This is a genomic window from Streptomyces sp. A01 (genome assembly GCF_059026195.1).
The window spans coordinates 16,258-34,590 of sequence record NZ_JBWLKN010000037.1 but is presented as its reverse complement, the minus strand read 5'-3'; the positions used below and the strand labels follow the sequence as shown (position 1 = coordinate 34,590).

Genomic DNA, 18,333 nt, shown 5'->3' with positions numbered 1-18,333 from the left:
TGTAAGAGTTGAACGATATTGCGGCGCGGAACCGCAGGAACAAGCGGCGAGGAGCCGACTGGGAGACCGAACTCCGCGATGAACTGCGAGGCTCCGGCCTCGACGTTGAGCGCCTCCGCCTCACCGGCAAGGACGACGAGGGAGACCTCGTGATCCGCCGGGGCGACGGCCGCTTCCTGATCGTCGAAGCGAAGAACGCGAAGTTCGAGCCGGGGACCTTCATCGGCGAGGCCGAGAAGGAGCGCGCCAACTTCGCGCAGCACCGGGGACTTGACCCCGCTGCGGTCGACTCGGTGGTCATCGTGCGGCGCAGGGGCGCGAGCTGGCGCCGGGCGTACGTCCTGACCACGGTCGAGGCGTTCTTCGAGCTGGAGGCCGCCCCGTGAGGCAGTACGAGGAGGCGCAAGAGCACGAGCGGCTCGCGTGCGAGCTGAGCGAGTTGTTCGACGACACGGCGGAGCCGCAGGGACTCAGCGCCCTCGGATACGACGCGCGCGCCCGCCATTTCAGGGGACGGAGGATCGCGTGATCTTCGGCGCAGTCGTCCGACATGACTTCGACGACGCCGTACGCGAGAAACCCGCCCTGGAGGCCGTGCTCGATCACTACGGCGCCAACGTTGACTGCCACCGGGCCACGGGGATGACCCGCTGCCCACTCCACGAAGACAACACTCCGTCGCTCTCCTACAACACGGACCGGCAGGTCTGGAAGTGCCACTCCTGCGGTCGGGGCGGCGACTCATTCACTTTGATCATGGAAAAGGAAGGCACCGACTTTGCCGGAGCGCGAGCCTTTGCGGCCTCTGTCGCCCTCACAACGCGAGATGTTGGAGGAGGCCACGACCACCTATCAGGCAGCGCTTACGGGTCACGCCGCACGGTATCTCCTCGATCGCGGGATCGGGCCCGACGAGGTGGATACATTCCGGCTTGGCGTCGTCAATGACCCCTTGCCAGGCCACGAGCGCTACCGAGGGATGCTCGCCATCCCCTACCTCGGCCACAGGCGCCAACCGCTCACCATCCGATTCCGCTGCATCGAGGAGCACGACCACCGCGCCCTCGGACACGGGAAGTACAACACCGTCGCGGGCGACATCCCCCGGATGTACGGCGTCGACTCCGCCCACGCGGCCAGCGACGAAATCCACCTCACAGAGGGCGAGTTCGATTGCATCATCCACCGGAAGATCGGCTGGCACTCGGTCGCCGTTCCAGGGGTCGAGATGTGGTTCGCCCGCCACCGCCGGATGCTCGCGGGCTTCTCTCGCGTCTGGATCTGGAGCGACCCGGACGAGGCCGGAAGCAAGCTCACGACGACGGTCTGCCGCTCGCTGCGGTCAGCCAAGCCGGTCCGCCTCCGGGCTGGCGATGTCACCGAGACCTACATGGCCGGAGGCGCACAAGCCCTTCTCGACGCGAAGGAGGCCGCGGCTTGACCGGCGGAGTCAGCAACACCCTGCCGGGCAACCCCGGCCCACGCCTTCAAGCAATCTGGGAAGCCCTCGACGAACGCGAGCGTGAAGCATTCGAGCGGCACCTCCTCCAGGACACAGCGGCGGAAGACCTGGTCTGGATCTTGGGCCGCTTCGGGCACCGGGTCTCCGCCTCCACCATCCGCACGTACCGGCGCCGCCTGCGCCAGGAAGAGAGCGTCAGCCCTTGACCGATTCACTGCTCGACGAGCTCCTGTCCAAACCCGTGGGCCCCTCCATACCGGCCCGGCAGACTGATCCGGACCGCGACTTCACCCGCCAAATCGAAGTCTCCGGAGACGCCGCCGAGGTAACCGTGCGCGGCCCTGCCGAGGCTGTGGACGAGGACGCGGCGACCGCGTACCTGCGGGCACAGGGCCTCGACCCTGCGGAGTGGTCGGCGAAGGGTTTCCGCTCCTCGGAGTGGACCATGCCGAACGGTGAGACGGGCCTTTCGACGCGCTTCACCTTCGCCCGCAAGGCCGCCACCGTGGAGGCACAGCGGCCGGATCTCTCCGAGCTGCTGGCGGCCGTCGAGGCATACACCCCGTGGTGGCCTGTCCACGGCCCCGAGAAAGGCGACCACACCTTCTTGGTCGTGCTCGGAGACATGCAATTCGGCAAGTCGGACGGGGATGGTGTGGTCGGCACGCTGAAGCGCACGATCGAATGCCTGAACAAAGCGGCTGAACTGCTGGAGACGTACCGCGAGCGGTTCGGCATCGGGCACGTCCACATTGCTTGGCTCGGCGATCACATCGAAGGCTTCCAGTCTCAGGGCGGCGCCAACTCATGGCGTACCGACCTGACGCTCACCGAGCAGATCCGCCTGACGCGACGCGTGATGCTCCACGCAGCCCTGACCTTCGCCCCGCTCGCCGACCGCGTGACCATGGCGGCGGTACCGGGCAACCATGGCGAGGCCGTACGGATCAACGGCCGCGGAGTCACCCGCTACGACGACTCGCACGACACCGAAGCCCTGATCGCGGTCCGCGACGCTCTGGAGCTGAACCCGGAGCTGTTCGAGCACGTCGAGTGTTTCGTGCCGGACACCGACGAGCTGACAGTCGTTGTCGAGTGCTCGGGCACCGTAGTCGCGCACGCCCACGGCCACCAGTGGCGACCGGGCAAGCACTTCGACTGGTGGAAGGGCCAGGCGTTCAACAAGCAGTCCGCCATGCACCAGGCAGACCTTCTGCTGGCCGGACACCTGCACCACGAGTTCGTGGACACGGATGGCCCAAGGACGTTCATCCAGCCTCCGGCCATGGAGAGCGAGTCGACCTGGTGGCGGCACGCGAAGGGCACGGCAGGTGCCCCCGGCCTGGTGGTCGCTGTAACGAAGGACGGCCAGGTGCCGGTGAAAGAGGTGGTCCGATGAGAATCCAGCTCGTCGACATCGAGGAGCCCCAAGCCGCGACCGAGGCGGACTGGAACATCCTGTCCGACCCGCAGGTGGAGAGCGTCGCACGGGCGGTGGCTCGCGGATTTGCCCGTGACTACGGCCTGACGCTGGAGTATGAGGACGCGTACCAGGAGACGGTCATCATCGCCGCCGAGCGGGCCGCCTACGTGCGCCAGCTCCTCGCCGATGCCGGGGCCGGACTGCTGCACCGCTGGCTCTCACAGCGGCTTCGGGACCGGTGGCTGACCGAGGCGAAGCACCGCTCCGCCCACGTCTCGTACGAGGCCGCACGTAACGCGGCTACTGGGAGCGGCCGGTGACGGCGTACGACCGGCGCCTGGTCGAGCACCTCCTCCCGGCGGTGTGGGACGCCGAGACGGCGTACGGCACCCACAACCCCCAGGCCCCGGACGCCGACATGCCCAAGGGCAGCGTCGACCCCAAAACCGCAAGCCTGCTGTTCGCCCACCTCGCAGACATCCGGGGCGGCTGGGAGGCGTGCGAGCTGTCCCTCGGCGAGCGGCGGGCCCTGTTCCTGCGGTATTCCCTCGACTGGCCCGACGAACTGATTGCGGCATATGACGGGGTAACAGACAGGGCCGTGCGCTACCGCTTGGAGCGAGGGGTGGGCAAGGTCGCCGCCCATTTGAATGGACACCAGTACATCGACGGATACGACGGACTGACCGATGCCGTCTGAGTGAACGCTCTTCCAGCGCCCCTGGTCAGACGGCCGGGGGCGCTTCCGTGCCTTACTGCCTCCCTGATCGTCGTTCGCCGCTTAACTAAAGACGGGTACCGTCGTGACAGGCCATCTCACGACAGGAGTTGAGGCCACGATGAAGCAGTGGAGTGACTACAGCACGGGCGAGCGACTGCAAATTCTTCGAGGTAGGGAGGTCACCCAGGAGCAGCTAGCCGAGCGTACTGGCCTGTCTGTCGCCACCATCCGTGCGGCCGAGCAGGATCGCCGACTTACCCTTCCGACTCTCATGCGATTTTCCAGTGCGCTTGGGGCTGACATCTCTGTTATCCAGGGTCAGCAAGCTCCGCGACGTGCGATGGTCGCAGATGACCGGCGAATGGTGCGCGCGCTCTCCTCCGCCGTGCACGACACTGCGGCCGGCATCCTTCCCGGCAACGCCGAGCCGATGACGCTGGAGGAACTGCACGGCACGATCGACCGGTGCTGGTCCCTCTACTGGGGGGGCAGCTACTCGGAGGCCGGAGCCCTCATCGCGCCAGCGTTGATCAGCGCATCCGCCACGCTCCGCGACCAGCCCGCGGATTCCGATGCGGAAGCGTGGGGGGTCCTGTCCGATACATACCGCATCGCCGCCTATGTAGCCAACCTCGTTGGCGTACGCGACCTTGCATATGCAGCGATCGGACACGCCAAAAATGCCGCAGCCAAGGCGGCAGATGACATGCGCGCGGCTCTCGTGAGTTCCGGTCGTGCGTGGGTGTACTTGCGAGACGCACGTCTGTCCGAGGCTCTGTCATTGGCGGAGAGGGCCGCGACAGACATCGAGCCACGCTTCTCCACAGCCACGGCTGACCAGCTCACGGTCTATGGTTCACACATCAACTTCGCGGCTGTTGTGGCCAGCAGGATGGGTAACGAGGTCAGGGCGGCTGACTATCTCTCCCAGTCCCACGCCACAGGGGCTCGGATGGGAAGGGAAGTGCGCGTCCATGGCACTTTGTTTGGTCCCGTATCCGCCACTACGCAGGCGGTAGGCATCAACGTGTCCTTGGGTCAGACGGGCAAGGCCATGACTCTGATCAAGTCCTTGACCGATGATGATCTGGAGAAGCTGACCGACGCCGCCCAGAACCGGTTCAAGATGGACAAGGCCCTGGCGCAGGCGGACGCGAAGATGTACGACGCTTCGCTGGAGACGCTCGAAATGGCACTTCGCAAGGCCCCGGAGTGGGCAAGGCATCAGACGCTCCCGACCGTGATCGCCGAGAAGGTCGGGCGGCAGTCGAACGCGCGCTTGCGTCGAGTCTCGAAGCTCATCGGTATCCGCACGCCCGTCGATAATGGATTCGCTTCCGCCACCGAAAGTTCAGCCCTGTAGTTCACTCACAGCGAGAGTGCTACGCCTCGTAGCACTCCTCGACGTTCATTCGTCAACTGTCCTACGGGTGGGCTTGGTTGGGCCGTCGTGGGACTCGGCGAGTGTTATGGCCTCGGCCTTTTAGGACCGTCAACGGCGCGGCACTCTGCTGTATATGACGCCACGCACCGACCAACAGGCACGTCGGCGGCGCAGTATCGCCGATTCCGCGAGCGGCTTTCCCGAGCGCAACCGGGTCGTTCTCTATGTCAATCACGACGGCGACAGTGTCCCGGGCTCCGTCCTGAGTGACCTTCGCGCGGACGCCGAGGCTCGGGACTGGGTTGTGACGGCCGTCCTGGTGGACCGGGGTCCTGTCTCGCGGTCACGCCGTGAGCGGCAGGGGTGGTTTGAGGTATCCCGCATGTTGCGGAACGGCGACGTGGAAGGTGTCGTCGCGCCGACCGAGGCTCAGATTGCCTCCACGCCCCGAGAACAGGCTGACTTTCGCGCCTGGCTCGCATCGATTCACAGGTTCGCGCATTACCTCGTCCAGCCGGGCAACGAGTCCCCTGCCGTGGCTGTCGTCGAACCCGAGGGTGCTGAGGCATGACTCAGCCCTCCGCTTCCAGCACCACCGCGCTAGCAGCTCCGCGCCTGCGGTTACCGTCCACCCCCGCATCCGCGCGCACGGGTACCGAGCCGAAAGTTGGAAAGTCCGCGATGACGGCTGACCGCATGGTGATGTCATTCCCACCAGAGGCAAGACGTGTTGCGCAAATGCGGCGCCTCACAGCCGCACATCTCGAACGCATCGGCCAGGTCGCTCCGGAAGTGATCTACACAGTTCAGCTTCTCGTCAGTGAGATCGTGACCAACGCGGTCCATTACGGGGGCGAGGAGCCCGTGACCTTCGCACTCTCTTACGACCCGACGGGCGAGGTGTGCATCGAGGTCGACGACCACTCGGCCGGCGCCCCCGAGGTCAAAGATGCAGGCCCCGATGATGAGGGTGGGCGTGGGATGCAGCTCGTTGCAGCCCTCGCGCAAGAGTGGGGGCGGAAGGGCACCTGCACGTGGTGCACCGTTCCGGTGAGGGCGGTGACTGCCTGATGGCCCGCCACGCGCGGTGTAGGCGCTTCTCCCTCACGGTCCACGGTCGGCCTTCCCCCAGTGAGGCCATTCCGCTCGTCGAGCGACGAGAGCCGGGTTCCGCATGTAGACACCAGCCGGTCAGCCTGACGTCTGCCGCGTTGGAAGCGACCGACGATGGAACGCTCCGACGCTTCCTAGAGGCCCTGCGGCAGTGGCAGGCGGAGGAACCGGGAGAGCCGGTCATTGTCACACCTGAAACGGTACGCAGGACAACGGACTACGTATTGAGTCACCACTTCGATGAGGCGCCGGACAGTGGTCTCGGGGCCACTGTCGACACGTTGCGGGAGTACCTGAGCGCCCTCGCCGAAGCGGCAGAGCACGAGTTGGACACCGGGCGAGCTGTAGTGCGGGAAATGGTCGTGAGGGCACGGGCCGTCTCGGACGACGAGCAGCAGCCATCGCTGAAGATTGCCCGGCATGCCGCCAGAACGGTGCGGGACCTGCTCACTCTTCTCGATCGCGAGGGCTGGCAGGGCACTCCTGTGAAGGCGGCATCGTGACTATTCCAGCAGCGTTCTTCAGCAAGAACATTGAGCGGCCGTACGGGCTGCACGCACCTCACCCGGTCACTGGTCAGCGATCCTTGGTTCCGTACGTCACCGCGTGGGACAGCGAAACAGGAGTCCCCGAATCAATGCTCAGGGTCGAGTTCGCGCCCAAGCCGAGGCTCGCCTACAAGGGGCGCCCACTCCCCACCGACCGAGACGGGGCTGGGGCTCTTTGGGCGCGAATCAAGTCCTCCCCTGGCGTGGGTGAGCCGCAGTACGACAGCATGCACCCCTCCCGTCAGTACGTATGCATGTACTCCATGAAATGCCAGATCTGTAAGTCTCCAGCAAGCCGCAACGAGGACGGTTGGCTTTTCTTCAATTGGCGCAATGTGCTGGACCCCCCGACCTGGCCCGAGGGCGCGCTTACGAATCAGCCGCCGCTGTGTGAAGTACATGCGGCACTCTCCGAGAAGCTGTGCCCCCGCTTGTGCAAGGGCCGCTTCGCCGTGCTGCGAGTCAAATCGCCTCGCCTCTGGGGCGTAGGCGGCACCCATTACCGCCTGACGAAGGACGGCTGGCGAGCCCACGAAAGCAGTCTGTGGTTACGCAACAGCGATGAGGGACTGCGCGCGATGCTCGTGTCACAAATGATCCGCGAACTGCGCAACGTCACGGTCGTTGGCATGCGGTAAGTGCCACCGGCCACATCCCCATGAAACCCCCGGCCCCTCTCTCGTGACGAAACCCCCTGGGGAGCGGGGTGCCGGGTTCAAAACTCAAGCAAAGGACAGGTTAGGTCGTGGACGCATTGTCGAACCGCGAGCGCAACATCCGGCGGCTCCTCAACCCGCCGCGCCCGACGCTGCTCGACCGACTGCGTTCGGGCTGCTACGAAGCGGAAGAGTGGTGGTGCCGGCACGTCACCGAGCGGGAGCTGTACCGGCACCTCGACGCTATGGGCCGAGCGTTCCGGGCACAGCTTCCGCTCGACTGGGACACACCGGAGTTCGCGGAGAGACAGCTTCGCCACCTCGCCGAGAGGGTGGCCACCCAGCCTCCGCCCGAGTAAGGGCTTCTACCGACACTTCCCCACGCCGTTTCTCAGGCTGCGTTGACTGATTCAACTCACGGCAACCAGCCCCGTTCCGGCCGTACGGCCCGCTCCCGACAAGCGAGCGGCAACCGCATCAACCATGGGAGGAATCACTGTGACAGCGATCATCGCGGAACCATCGGCCCATCGACGGCCCACCAAGTTCCTCTGGCTGGACCTAACGCGCAAGTGTCAGCTCCAGTGCGCGCACTGTTACAACGCATCCGGGCCGAACGGAACGCACGGCACCATGACTCGCGACGACTGGTTCAACGTCTTAGACCAGGCCGCCGCGCTCGACGTCCGGCACGTTCAGTTTATTGGGGGAGAACCCACGCTGTATCCCGGCTTCGAGGCTCTGGTGACACACGCGCTGGGCCTCGGCCTCCAGACGGAGGTCTACAGCAATCTGGTGCACGTCCCGCCCACTCGCTGGGAGCTATTCCAGCGCAACGGCCTATCCCTGGCCACGTCCTACTACTCGGCCAGGGCGCAAGAGCATGACGCGATGACCGGTCGGCCCTCCCACCGTCGCACCCGGGCCAACATCGAAAAGGCCGTACAGCTCGGCATTCCGCTGCGCGCCGGCATCGTCGCCGAGACTGACGAGCAGATCGCCGAAGCACGCCGTGACCTGGAAACGCTGGGCGTCAAGCGGATCGGCGCGGACCGTGTCCGGCCCTTTGGCCGGGGCGCGAAGGGGAAAGCACCGGAGCTGGCTGGTCTGTGCGGTCGCTGTGGCAACGGGGCGGCTGCCATTGGCCCCGATGGGGCGGTCTCCCCGTGTGTGTTCTCCACGTGGATCAAGGCCGGAAACGTGCAGGACGCCGCCTTGGGGGATGTGCTCACCAGTCCCGCCATGTCTGATGTCGCTGCGGCCATTCGCAAGGTCCGCGGGGCTAAGGTCTGCAATCCTGACTGCGTTCCCAACAACCCCTGTGACCCAAGGTGCGAACCGGCCTCTGCCTGCGATCCGGGAACGCCGCCCAGTGATTGCGACCCGCGAAGGTAAAGCACCTGAAAGGACCCGATGTGGCTGACTTGCCGGACTCTCATTTTCGGGAGCTGATCCGCCCGCACACCGGCCAGGTCAGCCACGTTCGAATTCCGGAGCGTGGGTTCAGCTCGGACTTCGCCGCAGTGATCACCAGCGAGAAGGGCGAGTTCTTCGTCAAGGCCATGTTCAACCATCCAGGGGGCCGCCGGGAGTCCATCATCCGGGAAAAGCTGATCAACTCCTACGTGCAGCCTCTTTCCCCTGCCCTGCTGTGGAGTGCCGAGGACGGGTGGATCGTCCTCGGATTCGAGGCCGTCGCCGGGAGGGCATCCAGCTTCAAGCCGGATTCGCCAGACCTGCCCGCGATCACCGGCAGCCTGGGCCGCATCGCGGCAATCGACCTTCCCGACGTGGCTCGGGACTGGCCAGAGACGCGGTGGGACGCCTACGCGACGGATGCCTCGGACGTGGAACTGTTCCGGGGGAGCGCGCTGATTCACGCCGACATCAACCCGAGCAACGTCATGGTCGGTGAGGACATGGTGTGGCTGGTGGACTGGTCATGGCCTACCCGGGGCGCTGGCTTCATCAGTGCGGCCTGTCTGGTTGTGCAGCTCGTATCGGCCGGGCACAGTGCTGAGGGCGCCGAATCCTGGGTGGCTGGATGCAAGGGCTGGGCGGAAGCTGACCCGGCAGCAATCGACGCCTTCGCCGCCGCTATGTGCCGCATGAACCAGTCGCTTGCTGATCGCCATCCTGACGCGGAGTGGCTCGAAGGCATGGCCACTGCCGCACGGACCTGGGCCAGTCATCGAGGCGTGGCTGAGAGCCCAGCCACATAGAACCTCGTTGGACACATGACCAACGCGTGACCAACAGCGGCCAGAAACAGTCGGAAACACCTGGATAGAGGCCGCACGCGGAACAAGCGACGAGCCCCTGACCAGATGACAAAACACCTGGTCAGGGGCCCTTTCCTGGACTACTCAGGCCAGGGGTGGCGGCCCCGACCGTCTTTTTCTCGCTTACGCGATCCGTGCGGACTTCTTCGCGTCCGTACCGCGGCGCACGCGTCTTTCTTCACGTGCCCCTCCGGTGCGCCGCACGCACTGCTTGTCCGCGGCTCGCCTGATCCTCGCTCGCTGTTCACCTCGGCGCGCGGCCAAGTGTCCACCTCCTGAGACGCCGCCACGGACGGGACAGCACGGAGCCGCGGAAAGCGGAGCCGCAGAAGGCGGTCCACAGAAAGCGGAGCCGCGGAAAGCTGTGGAGATGACGGCCTTCACCGCCGCGCGGTGACCTTGTCGGCCAGCGCGGTGAAGTCCGCCCAGGGCCTGGACGGCTCGCGCGGGTCCCACAGCCGCTGGGCCAGCGCGCGCAGCGGTGTCCTGATGCCGCGCGCCACCTGCCGGGGGGTCTGCGCGTCGGCGAGGTCGCACCACACGGCGAAGCGCGCGCCGAGCACCTTGTCCGGACCGCCGAGTCGCCTCGGTACGGGCCGCGTACCGCGCAGCACGCGGGGCGACCACTCCTCGTAGACGCGGCGCCCGGTCGGATAGGTGAAGTCGTTCGGCTCGCCCAGCACGTAGTAGAGGTATTCGTCATTGACGTTGATCACCGGGCGTCCCTCGCGCAGATACTCCTCCGGCGGCCGGGCGCCGATCTCCTTGCCCGTCCAGTACTCGACCTCCCGGTCCGCGTGGGCCCGCACGGTCCCGCCCCGGAAGAAGCCGTCGTTCCACGCCTTGACCCGGTTGCCGGACTTCCGGACCACCGCCGCCCGGTCGTTGAGCCAGCCGGTGGCGAGGTCCTGGACGCGCGCCTTCGGGCCGTACTTCTTGCGGGCCAGCGCGGCGAGCCGCGGATAGCTCGCCTCCGGGTCACTCACCGTCAGGGCCTGGTACTCGTCCCCGCCCAGATGCCAGTACGGGCCGCCGCCGCCCTTCCCGGCGAAGAGCGGCGTGAGTTCCCGTACGAGGTCGTCCAGGATGCGGGCGGAGCGCGGGTTGGCGATGTCGATGGCGCCGGGGGTGGCCCTGCCGTCGGCGGAACGGAGCTGGAGGGAGGGGTGGGCGCGGATCACCGCGCCGAGGTGCCCCGGCGAGTCGATCTCCGGGATGACGGCGATATGCAGCCCGTTGGCCAGCCGTACGACCCGCCGCACCTCCGCCTTCGACAGATGCCGCTTCGAGACGATCTCCGGGTGGGACGAGCTCTCCACCCGGAAGCCCTGGTCGTCGGAGAAGTGCAGCCCGATCTGGTTGAGCTTGAGATCGGCCGCCTCCCGCACCCGGGCCTCGATCCAGCGGGCCGTGAAGTGCTTCCGGGCGGTGTCGATCATGAGGCCGCGCTGCGGGCGGTCGGGCCGGTCGCGCACGACCCCGGCGGAGAGGCGGCCGTCACCGGAGCGCAGCGCCTGGAGCACGGTGCGGGTGCCGTAGAAAACGCCCGCGTCGTCGCTGCCGGTGATCAGCGCCTGCCCGTCACGCACCGTCAGCACATAGGCCTCGCGGTTCTGTCGCGCCGCTTCACCGTCCGGGGCGCCGTTCGCTTCGCGGGCGTCTGCGGCTTCTCCGGCCTGTTGCGCACCTCGGGCGCCACCGGTCTCGCGGGACTTCTGCGCCTGGCGGGACTCCTGACCCTCGTGGGACTCCCGCTCTCCCCGGCTCCCGCTCTGCCCCTCGGGCCGTAGCGCCAGGGCGATGTCCCCGCGCCGGGCGGGTCCGTCGGCGACAGGGAGGTCGAGCGCGCCGGCGAGCCGCTTGGCCTCGTCGGCGAGCGGCCCCTCGCGGTCGGTGACGACGCGGCTGCGGGGGCCGGGCCGCCAGCCGGGCCCGCCTTCGGGCTTGTACGAGCGGACGGCGGGGACCGTACGGGGCGCCGGTGGCGGGGGCGCCGAGCCCAGCGGGCGCGGCGACCTGCTGTCGAGCGGGACGCTGTCCGGCGAGGGCGAGGGGGATGACGACGACGGCGACCGGGGGGACGAGGGCCCGGAGTGGGCGGGCGGGCGCTTGGGCCCGGAGTCGTCGCCGCCGGGGAGGCTCACCAGGGCGAAGATGATGGCGACGGCGACCACGACCGCGGTGGCGCCGACGATGACCGTGGCCTTGGAGACTTCGCGAGGCATCCTCATGGAGCAAAACTCCCATTCAGGGGCGAATGCGGTGTGCCGAGCGGTGCTTATGGACCATCAAGCGCGCGAAAACTCTCTCGTCCGGGTGAAATCACCACCGTCGCCGGGCAATGCCGGAGTCGCGTCGTTACGGTGACGGCTCACCTCTCCCTCCACTCCCCTCTCCGCTCATCCATCTCCGCGGCCTCTGCTTCTTCCTCTTCTTCCTCCGCCGCTTCCCTACTCCTGCTTCTGTCCGCTGCTTCGTCCGCTCTTTCGCCCACCGCTTCGCCCGCTGATTCCTTCCGTCTCAGGTCCCGAGTCTTTCCGCCGTCTCGCGCTCCGCGCCCCGCCTTCCGCTCTTGCTCCACATTCCCGTCGCCCTCTCTCCGTCCTTCTCGTTTTCTCTTCTTCATCGCGCGCCTTCGCCGCTTCCACCGCCCCACGCTGCTCTTTCTTCACCTCCTCCCCCCACCGCCACTGCCGTTCCGCTGGTCCCGAGGAGGCCACGCTGTCCAGCGACATCCCGGACGTCCTGCCCGGTCAGCCGTCCGCCCCAGCGCACCGCAGAGGACCGGCCCAGCCCCGGCCTCCGGCCGCGCTTCAGGCCAAGACCGCCGCCACCGCGCCGTCCGCGCCCGCCAACCCGCCCGTCGCCGCCCCTCCCCCGCCCGTCTGCGGGCTTGACCGGCTGAACGCCGCCCCGGCCGGTGCCGCCGAAGCCGCGCTGCTCGCCTGCTGCGGCAGTCGCCGCTGGGCGCGCCGGATCGCCGCCCACCGCCCGTATCCCGATCTGGACTCGCTGCTCGCCGCCGCGGACGAGGCCAGCTACGACCTCACCCTCAGCGACCTCGTCGAGGCGCTCGCCGACGAGTCGGCGGTGCAGCACCCGCCCTCGGGCTCGCGGGGGCCGGGCACCCTGGCGGCGCATACCGCGCTGCGGGCGGCCCACGCGGCGTACGAGTCGAAGTTCGGGCATGTCTTCGTGATGTGCGTGGACTCCTTCCCGCCTGGCCAAGTCCTCGATGAGGTGCTGGCCGCCATCCGCGTACGGCTGGGCAACGAGCCCGAAAAGGAGCTGGCGGTGGCCGCCGAGGAGCTGCGGCGTACCGCCCGGGGCCGCCTCGCCCACCTGGCGAACGGGCGTCGCGTGGAGGGCGGTGGTCCGCTTGAGGCGAGCAGGTGAAGCACGGCGGACACGCCCGGCCCCCGCCACCCGGGTCACAAGCCGGCTGTTATCCGTCCGCACCCGCCGCAACACCACGTAACTGGACGTCATACGCGCATGTCAGCTAGCCCGTCCGTGGCTGATTGATCACACCTAACGACCCCGGGTCGGGGAACCGACAACACGTCGCTACGATGGCCAGGGCCGGTGGACCGTACCCGGCCGGGCCCGACCGACAGTCAAGCCGGTGGCCCCAGTCCCCGCTCCCGGAGGGTTTACCGTGCCGGCTGGAACGCTGTACCGCGGCCGGGAAGGCATGTGGTCCTGGGTGGCTCATCGAGTCACCGGCGTGACCATTTTCTTCTTCCTGCTCGTCCATGTTCTGGACACCGCGCTCGTCCGCGTCTCTCCTGAGGCGTACGACGACACGATCGCTATCTACAAGAACCCCGTAGTGAATCTCATGGAGTACGGCCTCGCCGCCGCCGTGCTCTTCCACGCGCTCAACGGCCTGCGGGTCATCGCCGTGGACTTCTGGTCGAAGGGTCCGAGGTACCAGAAGCAGATGCTCTGGGCCTCGGTGGGTATCTGGGTCGTCCTGATGGCAGGCGCCTTCTACCCGATCATGCAGCACACCCTGCGCGAACTGTTCGGGAGCTGATGATGGCGACTGACACGACCTCTCCGGTCGACAACACGGTCACATACGACGTCGACCACCCGGCTCCGGTCATCGAGCCGCCCCGCGCTCGTACCGCGAAGTCGCCGAGGGCCACCCGAACGAACTTCGAGATGCACGGCTGGCTGTTCATGCGGCTGTCCGGCATCGTGCTCACGGTCCTGGTCCTCGGGCACCTGCTGATCCAGCTCGTCATCGACGGCGGTGTCTCCCGACTGGGCTTCGCCTTCGTCGCGGGCCGCTGGGCCTCGCCGTTCTGGCAGGCGTGGGACCTCGTCATGCTCTGGCTCGCCATGCTGCACGGCGCCAACGGGCTGCGCACGATCATCAACGACTACGCGGAGCGCGACAACACCCGCTTCTGGCTGAAGATGGTGCTCTACTTCGCCACCGTGTGGACCATCCTGCTGGGCACGCTGGTGATCTTCACCTTCGACCCGAACATCCGCTAGACCGGGGCTGACGAGACATGCAGATCCACAAGTACGACACCGTCATCGTCGGCGCCGGTGGCGCCGGGATGCGCGCGGCCATCGAGTCGACCAAGCGCAGCCGGACCGCTGTCCTGACGAAGCTGTACCCGACCCGCTCCCACACCGGCGCCGCCCAGGGCGGCATGGCCGCCGCCCTCGCGAACGTCGAGGAGGACAACTGGGAGTGGCACACCTTCGACACGATCAAGGGTGGCGACTACCTGGTCGACCAGGACGCCGCCGAGATCCTGGCGAAGGAGGCCATCGACTCCGTTCTCGACCTGGAGAAGATGGGCCTGCCGTTCAACCGGACGCCCGACGGCACCATCGACCAGCGCCGGTTCGGTGGCCACAGCCGCAACCACGGTGAGGCCCCCGTCCGCCGGTCCTGCTACGCCTCGGACCGCACGGGCCACATGATCCTCCAGACGCTGTACCAGAACTGCGTCAAGGAGGGCGTGGAGTTCTTCAACGAGTTCTACGTCCTCGACCTGCTCCTCAGCGACGTCGACGGGGTCAGGAAGTCCGCGGGCGTCGTCGCGTACGAGCTGGCGACCGGCGAGATCCACGTCTTCCAGGCGAAGTCCGTGATCTTCGCGTCCGGCGGCACCGGCAAGTTCTTCAAGGTGACCTCCAACGCGCACACCCTGACCGGTGACGGCCAGGCGGCCGCGTACCGCCGCGGGCTGCCGCTGGAGGACATGGAGTTCTTCCAGTTCCACCCGACAGGCATCTGGCGCATGGGCATCCTCCTCACCGAGGGCGCGCGCGGTGAGGGCGGCATCCTCCGCAACAAGGACGGTGAGCGCTTCATGGAGAAGTACGCGCCCGTCATGAAGGACCTCGCCTCGCGTGACGTCGTCTCCCGCTCGATCTACACCGAGATCCGCGAGGGCCGCGGCTGCGGCCCCGACGGCGACCACGTCTTCCTGGACCTGACGCACCTGCCGCCGGAGCAGCTGGACGCCAAGCTGCCGGACATCACCGAGTTCGCGCGGACGTACCTGGGCATCGAGCCGTACACGGACCCGATCCCGATCCAGCCGACCGCGCACTACGCCATGGGCGGCATCCCGACCAACGTCCAGGGCGAGGTGCTGGCCGACAACGACACCGTCGTGCCGGGCCTGTACGCCGCGGGTGAGGTCGCCTGCGTGTCCGTGCACGGTGCCAACCGGCTCGGGACCAACTCGCTGCTCGACATCAACGTCTTCGGCAAGCGGGCCGGCATCGCCGCCGCCGAGTACTCGGCCAAGCACGACTTCGTCGAGCTCCCCGAGAACCCGGCATCGCAGGTCATCGAGCAGGTCGAGCGGCTGCGCGACGCGACAGGCACGGAGCGGGTCACCGAGATCCGCAAGGCGCTGCAGGAGACCATGGACGCCAACGTGATGGTCTTCCGTACGGAGCAGACCATCAAGACGGCGGTCGAGGAGATCGGCGCGCTGCGCGAGCGGTACCTCAACGTCTCCGTCCAGGACAAGGGCAAGCGGTTCAACACCGACCTGCTGGAGGCCATCGAGCTGGGCAACCTGCTCGACCTGGCCGAGGTCATGGCCGTGTCGGCGCTCGCCCGCAAGGAGTCACGCGGCGGTCACTACCGCGAGGACTACCCGACCCGCGATGACGTCAATTTCATGCGGCACACCATGGCGTACCGCGAGGTGGGCGACGACGGCACCGAGTCGATCCGGCTCGACTACAAGCCGGTCGTACAGACCCGCTACGAGCCGATGGAGCGTAAGTACTGATGAGCAGCGCGACCCTAGAGAAGAACTCACCGGCGTCCGGTGACGCCGAGTCCGCGCAGGCCTCGCACCTGATCTCGGTCACGTTCCGGATTCGCCGGTTCAACCCGGAGATCTCGGACCAGGTGGTCTGGGAGGACTTCCCGATCGAGATCGATCCCAAGGAGCGTGTCCTCGACGCCCTCCACAAGATCAAGTGGGAGGTGGACGGCACCCTCACCTTCCGGCGCTCCTGCGCGCACGGCATCTGCGGCTCCGACGCGATGCGCATCAACGGCCGCAACCGGCTCGCGTGCAAGACGCTGATCAAGGACATCAACCCGCACAAGCCGATCACGGTCGAGCCCATCAAGGGCCTGACGGCCCTGAAGGACCTCGTGGTCGACATGGAGCCGTTCTTCCAGGCGTTCCGCGACGTGATGCCGTTCCTGATCACGAAGGGCAACGAGCCGACGCGCGAGCGCCGCCAGTCCGCCGAGGACCGCGAGCGCTTCGACGACACGACCAAGTGCATCCTGTGCGCCGCGTGCACGTCCTCGTGCCCGGTGTTCTGGAACGACGGCCAGTACTTCGGCCCGGCGGCGATCGTCAACGCGCACCGCTTCATCTTCGACTCGCGTGACGAGGGCGGCGAGCAGCGGCTGGAGATCCTGAACGACAAGGACGGTGTGTGGCGCTGCCGTACGACGTTCAACTGCACCGAGGCCTGCCCGCGTGGCATCGAGGTCACCAAGGCCATCCAGGAAGTGAAGCGCGCGCTGATCACCCGCCGCTTCTGACCTGACGGCCGACCACTCGGCGCGTACGGAACGAGAGCCCCGCCCCTGGCTACAGCTGGGGGCGGGGCTCTCGGTTTGGTGACCGTCTCGGTGCGGTGACCAGTCCCGATGCGGTGACCAGTCCTGGTGTGGTGGCTCGTGCGTGCGCCCGCTCAGCGCGCGACCGCGGCCGCCTGGCGTACGGCCGGGCCGCCGGTCATCGGTGGGGCGGTCGATGGCGCGCCGGCCACCGGGACGTCCGACAGCGCCGCGTACTCCGTCAGGGCCGTGCGGCGGCGCTGGAGTTCGGCGATCTCGCCGTCCAGCCGGGACAGCTGGCCGCCGAGGACCTCGGAGGAGTGCTCGCACGAGAGCAGTCCCGGCTGGTCGTCGTGGGCGCACGGCAGCAGCTCACGGATCGCCTCGGTGGTCAGGCCGGTCGCGAGGAGTTCGCGAATGCGGAGGACGGTGCGCTCCGCGCCGGGCTGGTAGCGGCGGTAGTCGTTGCTGTCCCGCTCGGCCCGCAGCAGACCCTGCTCCTCGTAGTAGCGCAGCAGTCTCGTGCTGACACCCGTCCGCTGCGACAGCTCGCCGATCCGCATCGCGTTCCCTCCGTTGTTCCGTGCTGTTCTACGTCGTTCTACGACGCTCTACGTCGATCCACGCGGTTCTGCGTCGTCCTGTATCGACCTGCGTAGATCTGCGCCGATCTTTGGTGTTCCGGGTCGTTCACGCACGTCGTCCCGAGCTGGGTCTCCGTACCGGCTTGACCTTCACACTGATGTCAATTGCCAACCTGTCGGCCATGACACAGATTCCCGCACCGCTTACCGCTTCCCTCTCCACCACCGTCACCGGCTCAGGGCCCGGTCTGCTCCTCGCGCACGGTGCGAGCGGCAGCATCGAGGGCAACTACGCGCCGCTCGTCCCGGCCCTCGCCCAAGGTCACACCGTCGTCGCGCCCGACTACCCGGGCTCGGGCAAGTCCCCGCGCGCCAGGGAGCCGCTGACGCTCGACGGTCTCGCCGACGCGGTCGTCGCCGAGGCGGTCGCCGCGGGCGTGGAGACCTTCACCCTCGTCGGCTACTCGCTCGGCACCGCGGTCTCCGTACGGGCCGCTACCCGGCACCGGGACCGGGTGAAGGGGCTTGTGCTGACCGCCGGTCTGATCCGGCCCGACAACCGGGCGCGTACCTCGGTCGACCTGTGGCTGCGGCTGCTCGCGCAGGCCGACCTGACGGCGTTCGCGCAGTTCGTGGCGGTCACCGCTTACAGCCGCGCGGCCTACGAGGCCATCCCCGCCGACGAGCTCGGCGCGACCATCGAGGCCATCGCCGCGCATGTCCCCGTCGGCACCCCCGAGCAGGCCGCACTGGTCCTTGAGGTGGACACCACCGCCGAACTCCAGCGGATCGAGGTCCCCACGCTCGTCATCGCGACCACCGAGGACCTGCTCATCTCGCCCGAGAACTCGCGGGCGCTGGCCGCCGCGATCCCCGGCGCGGAGTACGCGGAGCTGGCCAGCGGCCACCTGCCGATGGTGGAGCGGCCGACGGAGTGGCTGGCACTGATCACGGCGTTCCTGGAGCGGCACGCGCTGTGACGGAAGGGGCGTTCCGGGCGGGCGGGGCGGCGGCCCCGCCCGCGACGGGCCTGTCCCGCCGAACAGGGCCCGCTCCCTCCCACGGACGGGCCCCGCCGCGCGCCG

24 protein-coding genes are annotated in these 18,333 nt (G+C 67.6%); 22 read left to right on the top strand and 2 right to left on the bottom strand.

Translation table 11 applies throughout. The features are described 5' to 3' along the window. Positions 1–8: 8 nt before the first annotated feature. The 16 genes from AC5P1B_RS32240 to AC5P1B_RS32165 all read left to right on the top strand — a co-directional run bounded on the left by AC5P1B_RS32240 (position 9) and on the right by AC5P1B_RS32165 (position 9,529). Complete coding sequence (locus tag AC5P1B_RS32240; protein WP_493891539.1) at positions 9–386, top strand: hypothetical protein; 378 nt, start codon at positions 9–11, stop codon at positions 384–386. Further along, positions 383–529, top strand: a complete 147-nt coding sequence (locus AC5P1B_RS32235) for a hypothetical protein (RefSeq protein WP_493891538.1) — start codon at positions 383–385, stop codon at positions 527–529. The genes AC5P1B_RS32240 and AC5P1B_RS32235 overlap by 4 nt, the downstream gene beginning before the upstream one ends. Beyond that, the gene (locus AC5P1B_RS32230; protein WP_493891537.1) at positions 526–948 is read left to right on the top strand and encodes a CHC2 zinc finger domain-containing protein; all 423 of its coding nucleotides are present in this window, start codon (positions 526–528) and stop codon (positions 946–948) included. The genes AC5P1B_RS32235 and AC5P1B_RS32230 overlap by 4 nt, the downstream gene beginning before the upstream one ends. Further along, positions 830–1,441 (top strand): toprim domain-containing protein, encoded by a 612-nt coding sequence (locus tag AC5P1B_RS32225; protein ID WP_493891573.1) that lies wholly within the window; start codon positions 830–832, stop codon positions 1,439–1,441. Before AC5P1B_RS32230 ends, AC5P1B_RS32225 begins: the two co-directional genes overlap by 119 nt. Beyond that, positions 1,438–1,668, top strand: coding sequence for a hypothetical protein (locus AC5P1B_RS32220; protein WP_493891536.1), 231 nt, complete (start codon positions 1,438–1,440; stop codon positions 1,666–1,668). The genes AC5P1B_RS32225 and AC5P1B_RS32220 overlap by 4 nt, the downstream gene beginning before the upstream one ends. Then, positions 1,665–2,861, top strand: coding sequence for a hypothetical protein (locus AC5P1B_RS32215; protein ID WP_493891535.1), 1,197 nt, complete (start codon positions 1,665–1,667; stop codon positions 2,859–2,861). Before AC5P1B_RS32220 ends, AC5P1B_RS32215 begins: the two co-directional genes overlap by 4 nt. Then, the gene (locus tag AC5P1B_RS32210; RefSeq protein WP_493891534.1) at positions 2,858–3,205 is read left to right on the top strand and encodes a hypothetical protein; all 348 of its coding nucleotides are present in this window, start codon (positions 2,858–2,860) and stop codon (positions 3,203–3,205) included. The genes AC5P1B_RS32215 and AC5P1B_RS32210 overlap by 4 nt, the downstream gene beginning before the upstream one ends. After that, positions 3,202–3,585, top strand: a complete 384-nt coding sequence (locus AC5P1B_RS32205; RefSeq protein WP_493891533.1) for a hypothetical protein — start codon at positions 3,202–3,204, stop codon at positions 3,583–3,585. The genes AC5P1B_RS32210 and AC5P1B_RS32205 overlap by 4 nt, the downstream gene beginning before the upstream one ends. A 139-nt stretch (positions 3,586–3,724) precedes the next feature. Beyond that, positions 3,725–4,969 carry a helix-turn-helix domain-containing protein gene (locus AC5P1B_RS32200; RefSeq protein WP_493891532.1) on the top strand — a complete coding sequence of 415 codons (1,245 nt, stop codon included), beginning with the start codon at positions 3,725–3,727 and terminating at the stop codon, positions 4,967–4,969. Positions 4,970–5,123: 154 nt separating this feature from the next. After that, positions 5,124–5,561 carry a hypothetical protein gene (locus AC5P1B_RS32195; protein WP_493891531.1) on the top strand — a complete coding sequence of 146 codons (438 nt, stop codon included), beginning with the start codon at positions 5,124–5,126 and terminating at the stop codon, positions 5,559–5,561. Positions 5,562–5,671: 110 nt separating this feature from the next. Further along, positions 5,672–6,061, top strand: a complete 390-nt coding sequence (locus tag AC5P1B_RS32190; RefSeq protein WP_493891530.1) for an ATP-binding protein — start codon at positions 5,672–5,674, stop codon at positions 6,059–6,061. Positions 6,062–6,201: 140 nt separating this feature from the next. Further along, complete coding sequence (locus tag AC5P1B_RS32185) at positions 6,202–6,606, top strand: DUF6415 family natural product biosynthesis protein (protein WP_493891529.1); 405 nt, start codon at positions 6,202–6,204, stop codon at positions 6,604–6,606. After that, positions 6,603–7,289, top strand: a complete 687-nt coding sequence (locus tag AC5P1B_RS32180; RefSeq protein WP_493891528.1) for a hypothetical protein — start codon at positions 6,603–6,605, stop codon at positions 7,287–7,289. The genes AC5P1B_RS32185 and AC5P1B_RS32180 overlap by 4 nt, the downstream gene beginning before the upstream one ends. A 107-nt stretch (positions 7,290–7,396) precedes the next feature. After that, a complete protein-coding gene (locus AC5P1B_RS32175; protein WP_493891527.1) occupies positions 7,397–7,666 on the top strand; it encodes a hypothetical protein in 270 nt (89 codons plus the stop codon). A gap of 124 nt (positions 7,667–7,790) precedes the next feature. Continuing rightward, positions 7,791–8,702: a radical SAM/SPASM domain-containing protein gene (locus AC5P1B_RS32170; protein ID WP_493891526.1), complete on the top strand. Its 912-nt coding sequence runs from the start codon at positions 7,791–7,793 to the stop codon at positions 8,700–8,702. A 20-nt stretch (positions 8,703–8,722) separates the two neighbouring features. Next, the gene (locus AC5P1B_RS32165; protein ID WP_493891525.1) at positions 8,723–9,529 is read left to right on the top strand and encodes a protein kinase; all 807 of its coding nucleotides are present in this window, start codon (positions 8,723–8,725) and stop codon (positions 9,527–9,529) included. A 440-nt stretch (positions 9,530–9,969) separates the two neighbouring features. Here AC5P1B_RS32165 and AC5P1B_RS32160 read toward each other — a convergent pair whose 3' ends face one another. Continuing rightward, a complete protein-coding gene (locus tag AC5P1B_RS32160; RefSeq protein WP_493891572.1) occupies positions 9,970–11,814 on the bottom strand; it encodes a beta-N-acetylhexosaminidase in 1,845 nt (614 codons plus the stop codon). Positions 11,815–12,334: 520 nt separating this feature from the next. On the opposite strand from AC5P1B_RS32160, the gene AC5P1B_RS32155 reads away from it, so the two are divergent. From AC5P1B_RS32155 to AC5P1B_RS32135, 5 genes are all read left to right on the top strand, one after another. Beyond that, on the top strand, positions 12,335–12,985 hold the full coding sequence (locus tag AC5P1B_RS32155; protein WP_493891571.1) for a 2-oxo-4-hydroxy-4-carboxy-5-ureidoimidazoline decarboxylase: 651 nt from the start codon (positions 12,335–12,337) through the stop codon (positions 12,983–12,985). A 262-nt stretch (positions 12,986–13,247) separates the two neighbouring features. After that, positions 13,248–13,628 carry a succinate dehydrogenase, cytochrome b556 subunit gene (gene sdhC, locus AC5P1B_RS32150; RefSeq protein ID WP_493891524.1) on the top strand — a complete coding sequence of 127 codons (381 nt, stop codon included), beginning with the start codon at positions 13,248–13,250 and terminating at the stop codon, positions 13,626–13,628. A 2-nt stretch (positions 13,629–13,630) separates the two neighbouring features. Beyond that, on the top strand, positions 13,631–14,098 hold the full coding sequence (locus AC5P1B_RS32145; RefSeq protein ID WP_493891523.1) for a succinate dehydrogenase hydrophobic membrane anchor subunit: 468 nt from the start codon (positions 13,631–13,633) through the stop codon (positions 14,096–14,098). Positions 14,099–14,115: 17 nt separating this feature from the next. Continuing rightward, on the top strand, positions 14,116–15,870 hold the full coding sequence (gene sdhA, locus AC5P1B_RS32140) for a succinate dehydrogenase flavoprotein subunit (protein WP_493891522.1): 1,755 nt from the start codon (positions 14,116–14,118) through the stop codon (positions 15,868–15,870). Further along, the gene (locus tag AC5P1B_RS32135) at positions 15,870–16,646 is read left to right on the top strand and encodes a succinate dehydrogenase iron-sulfur subunit (RefSeq protein ID WP_493891521.1); all 777 of its coding nucleotides are present in this window, start codon (positions 15,870–15,872) and stop codon (positions 16,644–16,646) included. The genes sdhA and AC5P1B_RS32135 overlap by 1 nt, the downstream gene beginning before the upstream one ends. Before the next feature lie 152 nt (positions 16,647–16,798). On the opposite strand, the gene AC5P1B_RS32130 is transcribed toward AC5P1B_RS32135, so the two are convergent. Further along, the gene (locus tag AC5P1B_RS32130; RefSeq protein WP_493891520.1) at positions 16,799–17,227 is read right to left on the bottom strand and encodes a MerR family transcriptional regulator; all 429 of its coding nucleotides are present in this window, start codon (positions 17,225–17,227) and stop codon (positions 16,799–16,801) included. Positions 17,228–17,430: 203 nt separating this feature from the next. On the opposite strand from AC5P1B_RS32130, the gene AC5P1B_RS32125 reads away from it, so the two are divergent. Continuing rightward, on the top strand, positions 17,431–18,228 hold the full coding sequence (locus tag AC5P1B_RS32125) for an alpha/beta fold hydrolase (protein ID WP_493891519.1): 798 nt from the start codon (positions 17,431–17,433) through the stop codon (positions 18,226–18,228). Positions 18,229–18,333 lie beyond the last annotated feature (105 nt).